At 72.6% G+C, this 16,506-nt stretch carries 13 protein-coding genes; 3 read left to right on the top strand and 10 right to left on the bottom strand.

The annotated features are described in order from the left end of the window. Positions 1-330: 330 nt before the first annotated feature. The 5 genes from K8F61_RS13825 to K8F61_RS13805 form a co-directional block, all read right to left on the bottom strand. Positions 331-1,734 carry a DUF6716 putative glycosyltransferase gene (locus K8F61_RS13825; protein WP_231819529.1) on the bottom strand — a complete coding sequence of 468 codons (1,404 nt, stop codon included), beginning with the start codon at positions 1,732-1,734 and terminating at the stop codon, positions 331-333. Continuing rightward, complete coding sequence (locus K8F61_RS13820; protein WP_231819528.1) at positions 1,731-2,603, bottom strand: N-acetylneuraminate synthase family protein; 873 nt, start codon at positions 2,601-2,603, stop codon at positions 1,731-1,733. The genes K8F61_RS13825 and K8F61_RS13820 overlap by 4 nt, the downstream gene beginning before the upstream one ends. A gap of 139 nt (positions 2,604-2,742) precedes the next feature. Then, a complete protein-coding gene (locus K8F61_RS13815; RefSeq protein ID WP_231819527.1) occupies positions 2,743-3,963 on the bottom strand; it encodes an acylneuraminate cytidylyltransferase in 1,221 nt (406 codons plus the stop codon). 73 nt (positions 3,964-4,036) lie between these two features. After that, positions 4,037-5,443 (bottom strand): alpha-2,8-polysialyltransferase family protein, encoded by a 1,407-nt coding sequence (locus tag K8F61_RS13810; RefSeq protein WP_231819526.1) that lies wholly within the window; start codon positions 5,441-5,443, stop codon positions 4,037-4,039. After that, positions 5,440-6,456 carry a glycosyltransferase family 2 protein gene (locus K8F61_RS13805; protein WP_231819525.1) on the bottom strand — a complete coding sequence of 339 codons (1,017 nt, stop codon included), beginning with the start codon at positions 6,454-6,456 and terminating at the stop codon, positions 5,440-5,442. The genes K8F61_RS13810 and K8F61_RS13805 overlap by 4 nt, the downstream gene beginning before the upstream one ends. A gap of 86 nt (positions 6,457-6,542) precedes the next feature. On the opposite strand from K8F61_RS13805, the gene K8F61_RS13800 reads away from it, so the two are divergent. The 3 genes from K8F61_RS13800 to K8F61_RS13790 are packed head-to-tail and all read left to right on the top strand — an operon-like array spanning position 6,543 to position 10,106. After that, complete coding sequence (locus K8F61_RS13800) at positions 6,543-7,586, top strand: hypothetical protein (protein ID WP_231819524.1); 1,044 nt, start codon at positions 6,543-6,545, stop codon at positions 7,584-7,586. A gap of 57 nt (positions 7,587-7,643) precedes the next feature. Further along, positions 7,644-8,798 carry a DUF3137 domain-containing protein gene (locus tag K8F61_RS13795; protein ID WP_231819523.1) on the top strand — a complete coding sequence of 385 codons (1,155 nt, stop codon included), beginning with the start codon at positions 7,644-7,646 and terminating at the stop codon, positions 8,796-8,798. Positions 8,799-8,837: 39 nt separating this feature from the next. After that, a complete protein-coding gene (locus K8F61_RS13790; RefSeq protein ID WP_231819522.1) occupies positions 8,838-10,106 on the top strand; it encodes a hypothetical protein in 1,269 nt (422 codons plus the stop codon). 13 nt (positions 10,107-10,119) lie between these two features. On the opposite strand, the gene K8F61_RS13785 is transcribed toward K8F61_RS13790, so the two are convergent. From K8F61_RS13785 to K8F61_RS13765, 5 genes are all read right to left on the bottom strand, one after another. Beyond that, positions 10,120-10,494, bottom strand: a complete 375-nt coding sequence (locus K8F61_RS13785; protein ID WP_067249129.1) for a DUF779 domain-containing protein — start codon at positions 10,492-10,494, stop codon at positions 10,120-10,122. Between the two features lie 64 nt (positions 10,495-10,558). Continuing rightward, positions 10,559-12,124, bottom strand: a complete 1,566-nt coding sequence (gene exaC, locus K8F61_RS13780; RefSeq protein WP_067249132.1) for an acetaldehyde dehydrogenase ExaC — start codon at positions 12,122-12,124, stop codon at positions 10,559-10,561. A 134-nt stretch (positions 12,125-12,258) separates the two neighbouring features. Beyond that, on the bottom strand, positions 12,259-13,581 hold the full coding sequence (locus K8F61_RS13775; protein WP_231819521.1) for a helix-turn-helix domain-containing protein: 1,323 nt from the start codon (positions 13,579-13,581) through the stop codon (positions 12,259-12,261). 136 nt (positions 13,582-13,717) lie between these two features. Then, positions 13,718-15,496 (bottom strand): dipeptide ABC transporter ATP-binding protein, encoded by a 1,779-nt coding sequence (locus K8F61_RS13770; RefSeq protein WP_231819520.1) that lies wholly within the window; start codon positions 15,494-15,496, stop codon positions 13,718-13,720. Continuing rightward, entirely contained in the window at positions 15,493-16,431 is a 939-nt protein-coding gene (locus K8F61_RS13765) for an ABC transporter permease (RefSeq protein ID WP_231821561.1), read from the bottom strand. Before K8F61_RS13765 ends, K8F61_RS13770 begins: the two co-directional genes overlap by 4 nt. Between the last annotated feature and the right edge of the window lie 75 nt (positions 16,432-16,506).

Genomic DNA, 16,506 nt, shown 5'->3' with positions numbered 1-16,506 from the left:
CGCCGTTCAGAGTCGATGACTCCCGGGCAGACAACCACAACAGTCTAGCGGAGATCCCCCCGCCCTGCTGACCGCGCCCGTCGGGCTCTCACGGAGAACCCCCACCTTTGCGGACGAATCCGCCGGGGATCTCCGCAGCTCCGTGCGAACTCCGTCGATGCGGCGGATCTCCGGCGATGTGGATCGGCTCCTTTCCTTACCGCGGAGAGGGACCGTACCTGCGGAGGAACTCACCGAGAACCCCCGCTGATCCGCGGGTTCTCCGCAGATCCATGTGAACTCCGCAGGCGATCTCCGCAGGACGAGAGGGGGCAGGCGGGGAGCAGGGGATCAGCGGGCAGGGCGGACGCGGTCGCGGTGCGGAGAGGGCGAGAGGGTGAAGTCGCTCGCGGCGTGCGTCCAGGCTCCGATCCCGCGACGCCCGCGCCACCGCCGCACGGCGACGATCGCACGCACGACCGGAGTGCCGAGCACGAGGGCGACGGCTCCGGAGAGCGTGCGGTCCTCGGCGCCGAGCACGCTCTTGCGCTGCCACGCCGCGTGGAGCGGCCCACCGCGCGGCGCGGGTGCCGTCCGCGGAGCCAGCGCGCCGCGACGACGCTGCGCGACCAGCCGTCGGGTCGTCGCCCACCAATCCGACTCCGCCGGGTCGTGGAAGTAGTTCTGCGTGAGCCAGCGCGGATCCGGGCGACGGAATCGGCGGGCGACCACGTCCTCCTCCCCTCCGCGCAGTCCGGAGTCCGCGAAGACAGTGTTCAGCAGCGCCTTGTCGAAGCCGAACAGATCCAGGGCGATCACGGGGACCCCGGCCGCGATCGCCTCGATGGCCGCGGTCGATCCGATCGTCACGAGGCCCTCGGCCCGCGCGAGGGCCTCCCGCATCGAGCCGTACGAGAACACCAGGTTCGGCGGCACCGGACCGATGGCGGCGATCAGCTCCGGATAGCCGTCGCGCTCGGCGTGGGTCTGCGCCTCCCCCGGCCGGGCACGGAGCTTGACGACCACGCGCCGGGAGGGCTCGGCCAGGGCCGCCCGCCGCAGGATCCCCGCGATCCGTGCACGGTCTTCTCGGGAGGAGGGAACGAGCGCCTGCGCGGCGAAGACGAGGTCCGTCGCCGGCTCGGCCCCCGACGCGCCGAGGCCGCCAGCCGTCCGGGCGAAGGGCAGCGTGGCGAGGGCGATGGGCACGTCGACGCGGATCCGTCGCGCGAGCTCGCGGTAGGCGCGGCGCTCGCGATGCGAGTGCACCACGACCAGATCGCTGTGCGCGCGATAGGACAGCGCGCCGCGCAGCGCCGGCACCGACGCCCCGGGAAGCCCGGTGACGACCACGGGGCGCTCGACGAGCCGGTCGATCTCGCGCTGGAGCAGACGGATGAGCGGGCCGCGGCCCGCGAGCACAACGACGTCCGGGCGATCCCAGTCCAACCAGCCGCGCAGTTCCCGGAGGTCGATCCGCGTCCGGGCGCCGGGGGCCGCGAATCGGGTCCCGGCGACCGCCGCGCGCTCCTGGTCGCCGCTCACACGCAGCGGCGTGCGCACGAGGAGCAGGTGCGCGCTGATCCCGCGCACCTCGTCGACGAGCGCCGCGCCCCACTTCACGAACGAGTCGGCGTCCGCGATCACGACCACGCGCCGCACCGCCGTGCCGGCGGGCGGACGCACCGGATCCGGTCGCGACATGCCCGTGATCACCGGACGCGCCACCTGCGCGACGAGCTCGGTCAGGCTCATGCCGGGACCCGGCGCAGCTTCGCCATCGGCGCGTGCTCTCCCGGGAACACGCGCTTGACCCCGTCGCCGAGCGCCGTCTCGATGACGCGGATGTCCCGCACGAGGCGCTCCAATCCGGTCGGCTCCAGTGATGCGGCGTGATCGGATCCCCACATCGCCCGGTCCAGCGTGATGTGTCGCTCCACCGCCACGGCGCCGAGGGCGACCGCCGCCAGCGAGATCTGCAGGCCCCGCTCATGACCGGAATACCCCACGGGGACGCCGGCGTAGCGGTCGCGCAGTGCGGGGATGACCTTGAGGTTGGCCTCCTCCGGCTCCATCGGATAGGTCGAGGTCGCGTGCATCAGGACGAGCCGGTCGGTGCCGAGCACTTCCAGCGCACGATCGATCTGCGGGATGGTGGACATCCCGGTCGAGAGGATGACGGGCTTGCCGGTGTCTCGCAGGGCCGCGAGCAGCTCGAGGTCGGTGAGGCTCGCCGACGCGACCTTGTGCGCCACCACGCCGAGCTCCTCCAGGAAGCGGACGCTCGGGACGTCCCACGGCGAGGCGAACCAGTGCAGACCCGCGAGCGTCGCGTGGTCGCCGATCTCGATGTACTCGTCCCGGCCGAACTCCACCCTCCGGCGGTAGTCCAGGTAGGTCATGGTGCCCCACGGCGTCTCGCGCAGGGTGTCGCGCATGTGCTCGGGCGTGGCGATCTCCGGGGTGCGCTTCTGGAACTTCACGGCGTCCGCTCCCGCGGCGGCCGCGACGTCGATGAGCTTCTTGGCGAGCTCGACGTCGCCGTTGTGGTTCAGGCCGATCTCGGCGATCACGTAGACCGGGTTCCCCCCGCCCACCACGCGCGATCCGATGCTGACGGTCATGTGCGTCTCCGTTCGCTCCCCTCCGGCTTACGCACCGGGGGTGAACACCGAGCGACGCCGGCGTGTCTCCGCGGCGACGCGTGCGTGTCGGGTCCGGAGCGGTGCGCAGGGCGGGGGCGTTTCGTCTCGCTGCGCTCGCTCAACGACCGGACGCGAGGATGCGCTCGGCGATCTCGCGGACCGCGCCGGACCCGCCGGAGCGGGCGAGGACGACCCGGGCCGCCGCCCGCACGTCGGGATGCGCGTTCGCGACCGCGACCGGCCATCCCGCGATCCGGAGGGCGCCGAGATCGTTCACGTCGTTGCCGACGTACGCCACGTCCGCGAGATCCACCCCCTGCTCCCGCGCCCACGCGGCGAGCGCGGCCCCCTTGTCGCCCACCGCCTGAAGGACGGGGACCCCGAGCTTCTCCGCACGCCGGGACACGACCGGATTGACCTCGGTGGAGAGAATGAGAACCGGCACACCCGCCGCCCGCAGCCGGGCCACGCCCATGCCGTCCTCCCGGCTCACCCGGACGCTCTCCCGCCCGTCCTGGTCCACCCAGGTGGTGTCGTCGGTGTGGACCCCGTCGAAGTCCGTCACCAGCGCACGGGCAGGAACCGGCTCGCCGCCGATCGGATCGGGCGATCCTCCTCCCGGAGACGCGGGAGCCAGGACGCCGGCCAGCGCGTCGGCCGCCGCGAGCTGGGCGGGGACGTCGATCTCGATCGCCGTGCTCTCGGGCACGACGACGACCCCGATCCGCCCGAAGAAGCGATGCTGCGCGGCGCGGAAGCCGTCGGCACGGAAGGCGTAGAAGGCGCCGGTCTCGAGGTGGTCCGGCGCGCGATCCTGCCGGCGCGGTCGGAAGGCGGCGTCGTGGTTCACGGCTTCAGCCGTGCCGTCCGGCCCGCGCCGCCAGAGGAACCCGTACGTCTCGTGCGCGGCGAAGACGCTGTCGAAACGGCCGGAGCGGATATCCGCCACGGCACGGGCGATCCCGTCCACGGGGAGGAACGGCGAGGTCGCCTGGACGAACACCACGACCTCGATCCCGAGCCCCGCAGCCTCCAGCTCGTCCAGAGCGTGCAGGAGCGCGCTCTCCGACGACGCCGTGTCGCTCGCGAGGTCGGCCGGGCGATCCACCACGCGGGCGCCGGCGGCGCGTCCGACCGCGGCGATCTCCGGATCGTCCGTCGAGACGACGACGAGGTCGACGCCCTCCGCCGCGGCCGCGGCGCGGACGGCGCGTTCCACGAGCGTCAGACCTCCCACGCGCTGCAGGTTCTTGCGCGGGATGCCGCGGGACCCGCCGCGCGCCGGGATGATCGCGGCCGTGAGACCCCGCGGCGGCGTGTCCGCGCTCCCCGCACTCACGAGAGAGCCCCGCTCGTCGATCGGCCCGCGCGCACCCGTACCCCCGGCATCCGCCCCGTGGGGCGCCCCGTCGTCATCGCCCTCGCACCGTCCTCCATACGCGGGCCGCGCGCCGGCGCGCGCCCTGGATCGTCAGCCCCACCTGCTCCAGCCGCGAGACGCCCCCCGTGTCCACGAGCGCGGGGCCGAGCCCGACCCGGCGGCGGGCCCGATCGCGCCACGTCGGCGCCGGGGCGCCGGGAAGATCGAGCGCGGCAAGGCGCTCGGGATCGAAGTACCGCGCGATCTCCACGCGGCCGAGTCGCCGCAGCAGTTCCTCAGCCCGAGGACGCAGCGCCGCGAGGATCCGTGGCTGCATGCAGTACCCGACGGCGTCGACGAGGAGCTGCAGGTCCTCCGGGCGCGCGTACGGCGACCGCCGCCGTGTGAGCGCGTCGACGATCGTGGCCGGGATGCGGTTGCTGTTCTCATACGGGGTCAGCCCGCGCAGCACCGTCCGCGTGCCGGCGGACGCGATCCGGACGCCGAAGAGCGTCTGCACGGTGGGCAGCGCGGTGGAGAAGCCCGCGACGACCCCCTCGGCGCCGATCCGGAGGGCGACGAGCTCGGCCGGTTCATCGCCCTCGTGGACGGCGAAGGTCAGGCCGTGCGCGGCGGCGCGCTCTCGCACGTGCGAGACCAGACCCGCCGTCGCGGCGGGGTGGGGCTTGAAGACGATCCCCGCGACACCCCACTCGGCGGCGCGATCGACCATCTGCGCCTGCATCTCGTGCTCCTCCGCCTCAGTGGCGAGGCCGAGCGCGGCCAGGTACTGCCCGAGCACGAGGGCGACCGGTTCTCCCCCGGCAGGACGGACGGGCGCGTCGGATCCGGCGTCCACCTCGTCGATCACCGCGCGCAGGGCGGACGAGGGCACGGGGATCCGCGGAGCCCCGGTCTCGACGAACACCAGCGGCACGACCCCGGGGACCACGTCGGCATGGATCACGCCGGCGATCCGCTCCGTGACCTGACGAGGCAGCCGGTCGCGGATCGGAGAGTAGGTCATCAGCCCGTCGCCCACGACGAGGATCTCGGCCTGGTCGAAGAGGGCCATCAGCGTGCGCGCCGGCGCCACCTGGGGGCTCTGCACGAACAGGCGGATCCGCTGCGTCTCCGCGTCCCACGCACGCCGCAGCAGGCGGCCGAGCATCGGATGATCCTGCTCCGCGGGGGTCCAGTCGCGCGGGTGGTGCGGGTCCACGAGCGCGTTCAGCGACTCGACGCGATCGAATCGGTCCCGGAGCGTGCGCCACGCGGGATCCGCGGCGAGGTCGGGCGCGGTCTCCGGCACCGCCGACGACCCCACGGCGAGGAGCACCCGTCGGGGAGCGACGACCGCGCCGTCAGCGACGGCCGTCGGAGGGACCAGCCCCGCGTCGATGGCGGCGACGGCCGTCATGAGGCCGTACGGGCTGTGCAGCGCGAAGACGTCGATCATCCGTGCTCCGCCTCTCGCAGGAGGCGCGCCAGCACCCGTCGGCGGGGGCCGCCGATCCTCGGGATCGCGGCGCGGACCTCCTCCGCGGGGAGGCGCGCCAGCAGCCCGCGGATTCCCGCGCGGAGCTCACGGCGCAGGCCCGCCTCCATCCGCCGGGCGCGGACCAGGTGGTGCGAGCTGAGTGCGAGCACGGTGACCACCGCCTTCGGAAGCAGGCGCTCGGCATCCCTGTCGGTGCGGACGAGGTCGATCACCTCGGCGAGCGCGGGAACCACGTCGAGCTGACGCCGGTCGGTCGTGCGCGACAGCGAGCCGTCCATGCCGCGGCGGTACAGGAGGTGGGGCGCGTCCACCACCGCGAACGAGGTCGCCTCCAGGTGGAGCCTCCAGATCCACGGCCGGTCCTCCGCGGTGAAGAGCCCGTCCCGGAACCGGGCGACACCGGAGTCGATGAGCCGCCGGTGGAACATGCCCGCCCAGGCATACGGATAGTCGACCATGGTCGTGTCGTCCTCGGGGAGGACGCCGTCCCGCGGATCAGCGGGTACTCCGCGACGCGTAAAGGGCGCGCGCACGAGAGCCCTCTCCCCCTCCGTGACCGTCACGTGATCGGTGCGGACGAAGTCGCACTCCTGCATGCGCAGCGCCGCATGGAGTACGGGCAGCCGGCGCGGCTGCATCCAGTCGTCGCCGTCCAGGAAGCAGAACGCGTCCGCGGCCACGCGGTCGAGCCCCTGGTTCCGGGCGGTCGCGAGGCCGAGCGGATGGTCGTTGCGGATCACCTCGGCGTGCGGGAACCGCTCGGCATAATGCGCCATGAGCGCGCCGGTGTCGTCCGCGGAGCCGTCGTCGATCGCGACGAGCTGAAGATCGCGAGGATCGTCGAACTGACGGGTCAGCGTCTCCAGCGCGGTGCCGATGTACGCCCCCGCGTCCTTAGCGGGGAGCACGACGGTGACCAGCGGTGCGCGCACAGGGCTCCAGAACGACGGGGACGGGACGGCGTCGATCATGACGCGGACGGCTGACGGGCCGGAGACGGCGAGGTGAACGGCGGATGACGCGTGCGCGCCGGGCCAGGCCTGCGTAGCGTGGGGGCATGAGTTCGCCCGCGACCGGATCCGACCGCTCCGCCGACCGATCCTGGGATGGCCACGGCCCCGCGTCCGCCTGGATCCCCGATCCCGCCGCCGCGGGAGGCTGGCTCCGCGAACGGCTCGACGACGGGCACGCGACGATGCACGGCGTGGTGCCCCGCGGATATCCCGCCTACGCGCGGATCCTCCATCCCGCCGCCGTCCGTACCCTGCCCGATCGCCCGGTCCCCACCGCGGAGGAGTGGGACGCGACGACCGAGGACGAGCGCCAGCGGCTGTTCGGCCTGACGGAGGACCGACGCGCGACCTGGACGGAGACCGCCGCGGCGTTCGGGACCACAGTGCACCCGCTCGCGCAGTGGCAGCGTCTCGTACAGACCCCGGAAGGTGAGGACTGGCGCACCCGGCACGCGCCGGACGGACGCGAGTTCACGGCACCGGCCGAGGGTGAGCTGTCTCCCGAGGACCTCGCCCCGGTGGCGGCGCACCTGGCCGCGCACACGACGACCCCGGAGGAGGGCGTCGTCGGCGTGTGGGCAGGCTACGGCGGACTCTTGGGCGCGTACGGCAGCAACGGCCGATCGTTCCTCACGTTCTCGGACGACCCCGCGGAGAACGCGCACGCCGCGATGCTCGCCGAGAGCACGCACGACCCGTTCAACAACCCCTTCCGCAAGGCGCAGTGGCGGGAGGGGATCCTGTCCCGCGAGATCTCGGAAGGACCGCGGCTGGAGCTTCCCGGGCGGGAGTACGTGCTGTTCACCGCGTCACCGCGCTCCTTCTCCGACCCGGACTGGATCCTCGACGTGCCGTGGCGCGACCGGATCGCCGAGGCGCACGGCTTCCCGCCCTCGGCGCACCACCCGAACCTCCTCTGGCCCGCAGACCGCGCCTGGGTGATGGTGAGCGAGATCGACTTCGACTCCACCGTCGTCGCCGGGAGCCCGGAGCTGGTCCGGGCCCTGTGCACGGACCCGGCGATCGAGGCCCTGGCGATCCGCGAGGGGGCGGACCTGCGCTGGGACGCCGACGACGTCAACCGCTGAGGCGGCAGGGCGGCGGGTTCCCCTCCGTCCCTGCGCGGCCCCGGTTACCGTGGACCGGTGACCGATCCCTCCGCCGCCTCGTCGGCCCCGTTCGATGCGCGGGCGCTCACCGCGCCGATCGATCGCGCCGCGTTCGCGGAGTTCCGACGCACGCAGAAGGCGCTCGACGCCCAGAAGGAGGTGCCGCTCGGCCGGGTGTTCGCGTGGGTCGTCGCGGTGATCGCCATCGGGTTCGTGGTCGCCGTCGGGTCCACGGTGCTCGCTCTCGTGCTCGGCGGATCGCACGGCGGGAGCTGGCTGGTGCCGGTGTTCGTCGTCGTCGCGGCCGTCGCGATCATCGGCTTCCTCGCCACGCGCCGCGCCCGGTGGGTCCGTCGGTACCGCCTGCACACGTTCGCCCTCGCGAACGGCATGACGTACGAGACGCTCGTCACGGATCCGCCGCTGCCCGGGATGATCTTCTCCCTCGGCCACAGCCGCCGCGCCGAGGATCTCGTGCGGGGCGACCGGCCGCGGTTCGTCGAGTTCGGGAACTACACGTACACCACGGGCTCGGGCAAGAACGCTCAGACCCACCACTGGGGCTACATCGCGATCAAGCTCGACGTCCCGCTCCCGAACATCGTCCTGGACGCCTCCTCCAACGACGGGCTCTTCGGATCCAACCTCCCCGCGCGGTTCACGAAGGATCAGCGGCTGTCCCTGGAGGGCGACTTCGACCGGCACTTCTCCCTCTACTGCCCCGCCGGCTACGAACGCGACGCGCTGTACCTGTTCACCCCGGACGTGATGGTCCGCTTCCTGGACCACGCGGCGCACTTCGACGTCGAGATCGTGGACGACTGGATGTTCCTGTACACGCAGCGGCCGGTCGCGACGCTGGAGACACCGGTCTGGCGGGCCGCGTTCTCCGCGGTCGCGGCCGTGCTCACAAAGCTCGACCAGTGGTCCCGGTGGCGGGACGACCGGCTGCGGACCACGACGACGCCGGCGTCCCCGGATCCTTCGGCACCGGCCGACGCACCCGCCGACGCACCCGCCTCCACCGCGGCGGTGCCCGGCCCGGTCGCGCCGCTCTCCGTGCCGTTCGCCCCGCCTCCGGGGGTCGCACCCGCGGGGAGGCGCCTGCGGCGCAGCGGCTCGTGGATCGGGATCGTCGTGTTCGTCGTCGTCGGCGCGGTCTGGCTCTGGCTCCGCGTCACCGGGAGCTAGCTGACGTCCCCGACGGCGCGGGCAGGTTAGCGTGGGGGCGTGAGCACGCCCCTGCCGCCCGGCTATTTCGACCATCGGCCCCTCGTCGACCCCGTCGACCCCGCGGCGGTCGCGGCGTTCGCCCGGGCACAGCGGGCGCAGAACCCGACGTCGGGCGGGCAGATCGCCGGGATCGTGATCGCGATCGTCGCGGTGGCGATCTTCGTCGTCCCGGTCCTGTTCCTCATGGCCATGGGTCTCGGCGTGACCCTCGGCGCGACCGCGGGCAGTGCTCCGGACGGCGGGCTCGGCCCGGGTGCCGGGGTCGGGGCGCTCATCGGCGGGGCCGTCATGTTCCTGCTCGTGGGCGGCGCGGGCGCCGGCATCGGGATCGCGATCTCCCGGTCGATCCGCAACCGACGCATCGCCCAGTACCGGATCGCCCACTTCGCTGCGGCGAACGGCATGGCGTACATCGGCACGGTGCCGAACCCGCCGCTGCCCGGGATGATCTTCCACCAGGGATCGGGCCGCGCGGCGTCGAACGCGATCCGCGGGCTGCAGCCGCGGTTCGTCGAGTTCGGCAACCACCAGTACACGACCGGGTCCGGGAAGAACCAGACCACCCACCACTGGGGCTACGTCGCCGTGAAGCTGGACGTCCCGCTGCCGCACATCGTGCTCGACGCGCTCGGCAACAACACGCTGGGCAGCAACCTGCCCGCCTCCTTCCGGAAGGAGCAGCGGCTCTCGCTGGAGGGCGACTTCGACCGCTACTTCTCCCTCTACTGCCCCACCGGCTACGAGACGGACGCGCTGTACCTGTTCACCCCGGACGTGATGGTGCGCTTCATCGACCACGCCGCGCAGCTCGACGTCGAGATCGTGGACGACTGGCTGTTCCTCTACACGCCTCGACCGGCCTCGACGCTGGATCCGGCGACGTGGGCGTGGCTGTTCGGCGCCGTGGGCGCGCTCCTCACCAAGCTCGACCAGTGGGCGCGGTGGCGCGACGACCGCCTTCGCGGGCTTCCGGCCGTTCCCCCGGCCGCGGCGCCCGGCCCTCTTCCCTCCGGCGCACCCGCGGCGGCGGGCGCGTCCGCACCGCTGCCGGCCGCGGGCGGCCCGGGGACGTTCGCCGCTCCCGCCCTCCCGTTCACGCCGCCGCCCGACCTGCTCACACCCCCTCCGCCCGGCGTGGCTCCGCCCGGTCAGCGCCTGCGGCGGACCGGGCCGTGGGTGGCGATCGCGATCGTGCTCGGCGTCCTCGCACTCACGCTCCTCGGCCCGCTGCTGCTGCTCGTCGTCCCCCTCCTCATCGCGCTCTGACGCCCCCTCCGCGTCAGGCCAGGCCGAGCCGCACGAGCTCCGCCGGCTCGAGCATGCGCGAACGGATCAGGAACCGCATCCCCGTCGGCGCCTCGACGCTGAACCCGGCGCCGCGCCCCGGCACCACGTCGATCGTCAGGTGCGTGTACTTCCAGTACTCGAACTGCGCCTCCGACATGTAGACCTCGACGGGATCGATCCCCGGCACGTCGAGAACCCCGAGGAGCACATCTCCCGGACCGGTCAGGAACATCCCGACCGGATAGCACATGGGCGACGACCCGTCGCAGCAGCCGCCTGACTGGTGGAACATGAGCGGACCGTGCCGCTCCGCGAGCTCCCGCAGCAGCGCGGCGGCAGCGGACGAGACGTCGACCCGATGCGACATGGCTTCCCCTTCCGATCGGCCCGGGCGGGCGCCGTCGGCACCCGCCCGGATCCTGCAGCGCGGCTCAGAAGAACCCCATGGGGCCTTCCGCGTACGAGACGAGGAGGTTCTTCGTTTGCTGGTAGTGGTCGAGCATCTTCAGATGGTTCTCCCGACCAATCCCGGACTGCTTGTACCCGCCGAACGCGGCGTGCGCCGGGTACTGGTGATAGGTGTTCGTCCAGACCCGACCCGCCTCGATGGCGCGTCCTGCCCGGTAGGCCGTGTCCCCGCTGCGGCTCCAGACGCCCGCGCCCAGGCCGTACAGCGTGTCGTTCGCGATCGAGATCGCATCGTCGAAGTCGTCGAAGCTCGTGACGGAGAGCACCGGACCGAAGATCTCCTCCTGGAAGATCCGCATGTCGTTGGTCCCCTCGAACACCGTGGGGGCGACGTAGTAGCCCTCGCTGAGGTCGCCGCCGAGGTCCACCCGCTCCCCTCCGGTGAGGAGCTTCGCCCCGCCCTGCCGGCCGATGTCGATGTAGCTGAGGATCTTCTCCAGCTGGTCGTTGGACGCCTGGGCGCCGATCATGGTCGCCGGATCCAGCGGGTTCCCCTGGACGATCCTCCCGACCCGCTCCAGGCCGTCGGCGAGGAAGCCGTCGTAGATGGAGCGCTGGATCAGCGACCGGGAGGGGCACGTGCAGACCTCGCCCTGGTTCAGCGCGAAGAGGGTGAAGCCCTCCAGCGCCTTGTCGTAGAACGGGTCGGTCGTGTCCCGAGCGACGTCCTCGAAGAAGAGGTTCGGAGACTTCCCGCCGAGCTCCAGCGTGACGGGGATCAGGTTCTGCGAGGCGTACTGCATGATCAGCCGCCCCGTCGTCGTCTCCCCGGTGAAGGCCACCTTGCGGATCCGCTTGTGCGACGCGAGCGGCGCCCCGGCCTCGATCCCGAACCCGTTGACGATGTTCACCACGCCGGCCGGGAGGAGGTCCCCGATGATCTCGAAGAGGAACAGGATCGACGCGGGCGTCTGCTCGGCGGGCTTGAGGACCACGCAGTTGCCCGCGGCGAGCGCCGGAGCGAGCTTCCACGTCGCCATGAGGATCGGGAAGTTCCACGGGATGATCTGACCGACCACGCCCAACGGCTCGTGGAAGTGATAGGCCACGGTGTTCTCGTCGAGCTGGCTGAGCGAGCCCTCCTGCGCCCGGAGCACGCCCGCGAAATAGCGGAAGTGGTCGACGGCGAGCGGGATGTCGGCGGCGAGCGTCTCGCGCACGGGCTTGCCGTTCTCCCAGGTCTCCGCCACGGCGATGGCCTCGAGGTTCTCCTCGATCCGGTCGGCGATGCGATTGAGGATGACGGCGCGCTCGGCGGGGGTGGTGCGCTTCCAGGAGGCGAACGCCCGCCAGGCCGCGTCGACGGCACGGTCGATGTCCTCGGCCGTGCCGCGCCCCACCTCGGTGAAGGGCTTGCCGTTGACGGGGCTCACGTTCTCGAAGTACTGCCCCTTCACCGGATCGACGAACTCCCCGCCGATGTAGTGGCCGTAACGGGAGCGGTAGGCGGCGACCGCCCCTGGCTGGCCGGGGGCGGCGTAGGCGGTCGGGGCGCTCGTCTCGACGACGCCCTCTTCGACGATGGTCATGATGTCTCCTTCGACACTCGATCCGAACGACGCGGGCGGTGAACGGCCGGCCCGCGGTGGTGGACACGACGGTAGGCCGGGGGACGTTGCGTCGCGGTGCACGACGTTGCATCGGGTTGCGACGCCGGGACGGGTCAGCCGCGTTCGAGCTTCTCGATGCGGCTGACCAGGCTCGCCCGCCGCGGCGACCGCGCGGGGAGCATCTCCAGGCACAGGCGCAGCACCTCGGCGTCCTCGGCGCCCTCCGGGATCTCGGCATAGGCGAGCAGGACATCCACGCTGGCCTCGGCGAGCATCGCCTCGCGAAGGGTCGCGCGCAGCGCCTCGCGCATCTCCTCGACGCCCGGCGCCGTCGATTCGGGCAGCACGGGTCCTCGGTAGGCGGAGAGCGCGACGCGGTGCGCGCCCCGGTCGATCAGGGACATCAGATCCTGCGCGTCCGTCTCCCACGGGATCGTCAGACGGTACGGGCGGGACTGCGGAACGAGATCGGGGCTCACGCGCTCCAACACCTTGCGCAGGCGCACCATCTCCGGCCGCAGCGTGTCCGGAGTCCCCGATTCGCCGTAGACGAGGGCGGCGAGACGATCCGCGGAGAGTCCCTGCCGGTGCACCGCCAGCATGAGGAGGATCTCGGCGTGCCGCGCGCTGAGCTCGATCACGTCCTCGCGGTGGGCGCCGTCGACCTCGAGGCGCGCGCGATCGCGGCCGAGGACGTGCAGCCGCGCGCGCCGCGGCGCGTCGGCCGCGGCCGAGCGGCGACGGACGGCCGCGCCCTCCCCCGCGCGCAGCCGTGCCACCAGCAGTTCGGCCTCCACCGCCCGCGCGGTCGCGTCCACGAGCATGCGCGCCTGCGGGGACACCGTCTCCGCGCCTCCGGTGACGTCGATCACGCCGAGGATCCGCCGGGTCTCCGGATCGAAGACCGGGGCGGCGGTGCACGACCAGGGCTGCACGAGGCGGTTGTAGTGCTCGGCCTGGTGGATCTGCACGGAATGCCCGAGTGCGAGGGCGGTCCCGGGAGCGGAGGTGCCGACGGTGTCCTCGGACCAGTTCGCCCCCTCCACGAACCCCATGTCCGCCGACAGCAGGCGCTGGCTCCGGTCGCCCTCCACCCACAGCAGGCGTCCCGCATGGTCGCCCACCGCCACGATGACCCCCGAGTCCTCCGCCGACCCGGGCAGCAGCAGCCCGCGGATCATGTCCATCATCCCGGCGAGCGGGTGCCCGGAGCGATAGGCCTCCAACGCCTCGGCGGAGAGGTCCAGGGGCGGCAGACCCTCGGCGCCCACTCGCCGGCGCCACGCCCGCTCCCACGACGCGCGCACCAGGGGGCGCACCTGCTGCAGGCGGTCGTCGGCGAGGTTGCCCGCGACGAGCTCCTCGTGGGCGCGCTCGACGAGGAGCCGCGACCCCTCCGGGGAGACGCCGTGCGACGCGGACCAGCCCGAGGTCACGAGTCCTCCGATCAGCGCTGACGGTGGTGCCCGGTTTCCGTCGCCTGCGGCGACCACCTGCGTCCGGTCCCGGGTGACCTCAGTGTAGGCCGAGGATGCGGCGGCGGGAACGGGCGTCCCGCCGCCGCACCGTGCATCAGCGGCGCCGGACCTCCTGCCACAGCGCCCGCCGCTCGGCCTGGGCGACGGGGTCCGGGACGGGCAGCGCCGCCAGCAGCTCGCGGGTGTAGGGATCCTGCGGGTCGTTGAGCACCTGCGCCGTGGTCCCCTGCTCGCGGATCACGCCGCGCTGCAGCACGATGATCCGATCGGATACGGCGTCGATCACGGCCAGGTCGTGGCTGATGAACAGGGAGGCGAAGCCGAGCTCCTGCTGCAGCTGCACGAACAGATCCAGCACCTTCGCCTGCACCGACACGTCCAGCGCGCTCGTCGGCTCGTCGGCGATGAGCAGGGTCGGGTCGAGGGACAGCGCCCGGGCCAGCGACGCGCGCTGCCGCTGCCCGCCGGAGAGCTCGTGCGGGTACCGGTCGCCGAAGTTCGCCGGGAGGCGCACGGCGTCCAGCAGCTCGTCCACGCGCGGCCGGGCGGCGGCGAGGCTCGCCGCCCGCCCGTGCACGATGAGCGGCTCCGCGATGCACTCGGCGATGGTCAGCAGCGGGTTGAAGCTCGTGGCCGGATCCTGGAAGACGAATCCGATCTCCGGGCGCAGGGGCGCCAGCCGACGCGAGCGGACCCCGCGCATCTCCTGGCCGAGGACCCGGAGCGAGCCGCCGACGACCGTCGTCAGCCCCACGACCGCGCGGCCGATGGTGGTCTTGCCGGACCCGGACTCGCCGACCAGGCCGACGACCTCGCCGGGGCCGACCTCGAAATCGACGCCCTTCACCGCCACGAAGCCGCCGCGGCCGAACCGGCCGGGGTAGCCGATCTCGCACGCCTCGGCGACGATCACCGGGGCGCGGCCGGCGGACGGGCGCGGGGACTCCGGCGACGTTGCGTCTCGCTCCGCTCTCGGGGCGACCGAAGAGGCAGAAGACGCGGGCGAGGCGGACTTGCCCTGGCCGACGTGCGGCACGGCGGCGAGCAGCTCGCGCGTGTACTCCTCCCGCGGGGACGCGAACAGCTCGTGCACGGGGGCCTGCTCGACGATGTCGCCGCGGTACATCACGACGACGCGGTCGGCGAGGTCGGCCACCACGCCCATGTTGTGCGTGATGAGCACGATGGTCGCGCCGAACTCGTCCCGGCACGTGCGCAGCAGATCCAGGATCTCCGCCTGCACGGTGACGTCGAGCGCCGTCGTCGGCTCGTCCGCGATGATGAGGCCCGCGTCGAGCACGAGCGCCATCGCGATGACGATGCGCTGCTTCTGCCCGCCGGAGAACTGGTGCGGGTAGTCGTCGACGCGCTTCTCCGGATCCGGGATCCCCACCTTCCGCAGGATCTCCACCGCGCGGGCGCGGGCGTCCCGCTTGGACAGCGCGCCCTGGTTCGGCGAGCGGTGCGCCCGGAGCCCTTCCGCGATCTGCCAGCCGACCGGGTACACGGGGTTCAGCGCGGTCGACGGCTCCTGGAAGACCATCGCGGCGTCCCGCCCGCGCATCGCACGCAGCTTCGCCGGCGACGCGTGCACGACATCGGTCTCCTCGCCGCTGCGCGAGCGGACGAGCACCGCACCGGACATCGTGGCCGTCTCCGGTAGCAGGCCGAGCAGCGCGTTCGCGGTGACCGTCTTCCCGGATCCCGACTCGCCCACGATCGCCAGCACCTCGCCGGCGTGCGCCTCCAGGTCGATGCCCTTGACCGCCTGGACCGGGTCGCCGTCGGTCGCGAACGCGATCCGCAGGTCCCGGATCACCGCGGCGTCGTTCCGGAGGGAGCCGGTCGCTCCCGTAGCGTCCACGGCGCTCATGCCGCACCTCCCGCGCGACGGCGCGTGCGCAGTCGCGGATCGCTCAGATCGTTCAGACTCTCGCCGACGAGGGTGATGCCCAGCACGACGAGCACGATCGCCACGCCGGGGAAGATGCTCGTCCACCAGATGCCGCTCGTGACGTCGGCCACGGCGCGGTTGAGGTCGTACCCCCACTCGGCCGCCGAGGTCGCCTCGATGCCGAACCCGAGGAAGCCGAGACCGGCCAGGGTCAGCAGGGCCTCCGAGGCGTTCAGCGTGATCACCACCGGCAGGGACCGGGTGGAGTTGCGCAGCACGTGCCGGACGAGGATCCGTCCGATGGGGACGCCGATCACCTTCGCCGACTCGACGAAGGGCTCCGCCCGCACCCGCACGACCTCCGCGCGGATGACGCGGAAGTACTGCGGCACGTACACCACGGTGATCGACAGCGCCGTGGCCCAGATCCCGGACCACAGCGTGGATCGGCCGCCGCTGATGACGATCGACATCACGATCGCCAGCAGCAGCGAGGGGAACGCGTAGATCGCGTCGCAGACGACCACGAGCACCCGATCGAGCCACCCGCCGAAGTAGCCGGAGACGAGCCCGAGGAGGATTCCGAGGAAGATCGAGCAGACGATCGCGGCGAGGATCACCAGCAGAGCCGTCTGCGCGCCCCACACCACCCGGGAGAAAACGTCGAAGCCGGAGACCGTGGTGCCGAGGATGTTCGTCGCGCTCGGCGGCTGCTGGGTGCCGAACTTGGTCCCGTCGACGGCCTGCTGCGCCCACGAGTACGGCGCGATGACCGGGGCGAGGGCGGCGACCACCACGAAGAAGGCGGTGATGACCAGGCCCGTGACGAGCATGCCGCGCTGGAGCCCGACGCTCTGGCGCAGGTGCGAGATCACCGGCACGCGCTCCGTCCAGCGGCGCTTGCGCGGCTTCATGGCCGCGAGCGCCTCCGTCTTCGGCGTCGGGAGGTCCCGGTTCACCGGCGTGCCGGTCGGCGGGTGGGCGGGAAG

It is taken from the genome of Microbacterium resistens, assembly GCF_021172025.1.
GTDB classification, from domain to species: domain Bacteria; phylum Actinomycetota; class Actinomycetes; order Actinomycetales; family Microbacteriaceae; genus Microbacterium; species Microbacterium resistens.
Note: the sequence above shows the minus strand (reverse complement) of the source record. Positions and strands in the feature narration are given on the sequence as shown.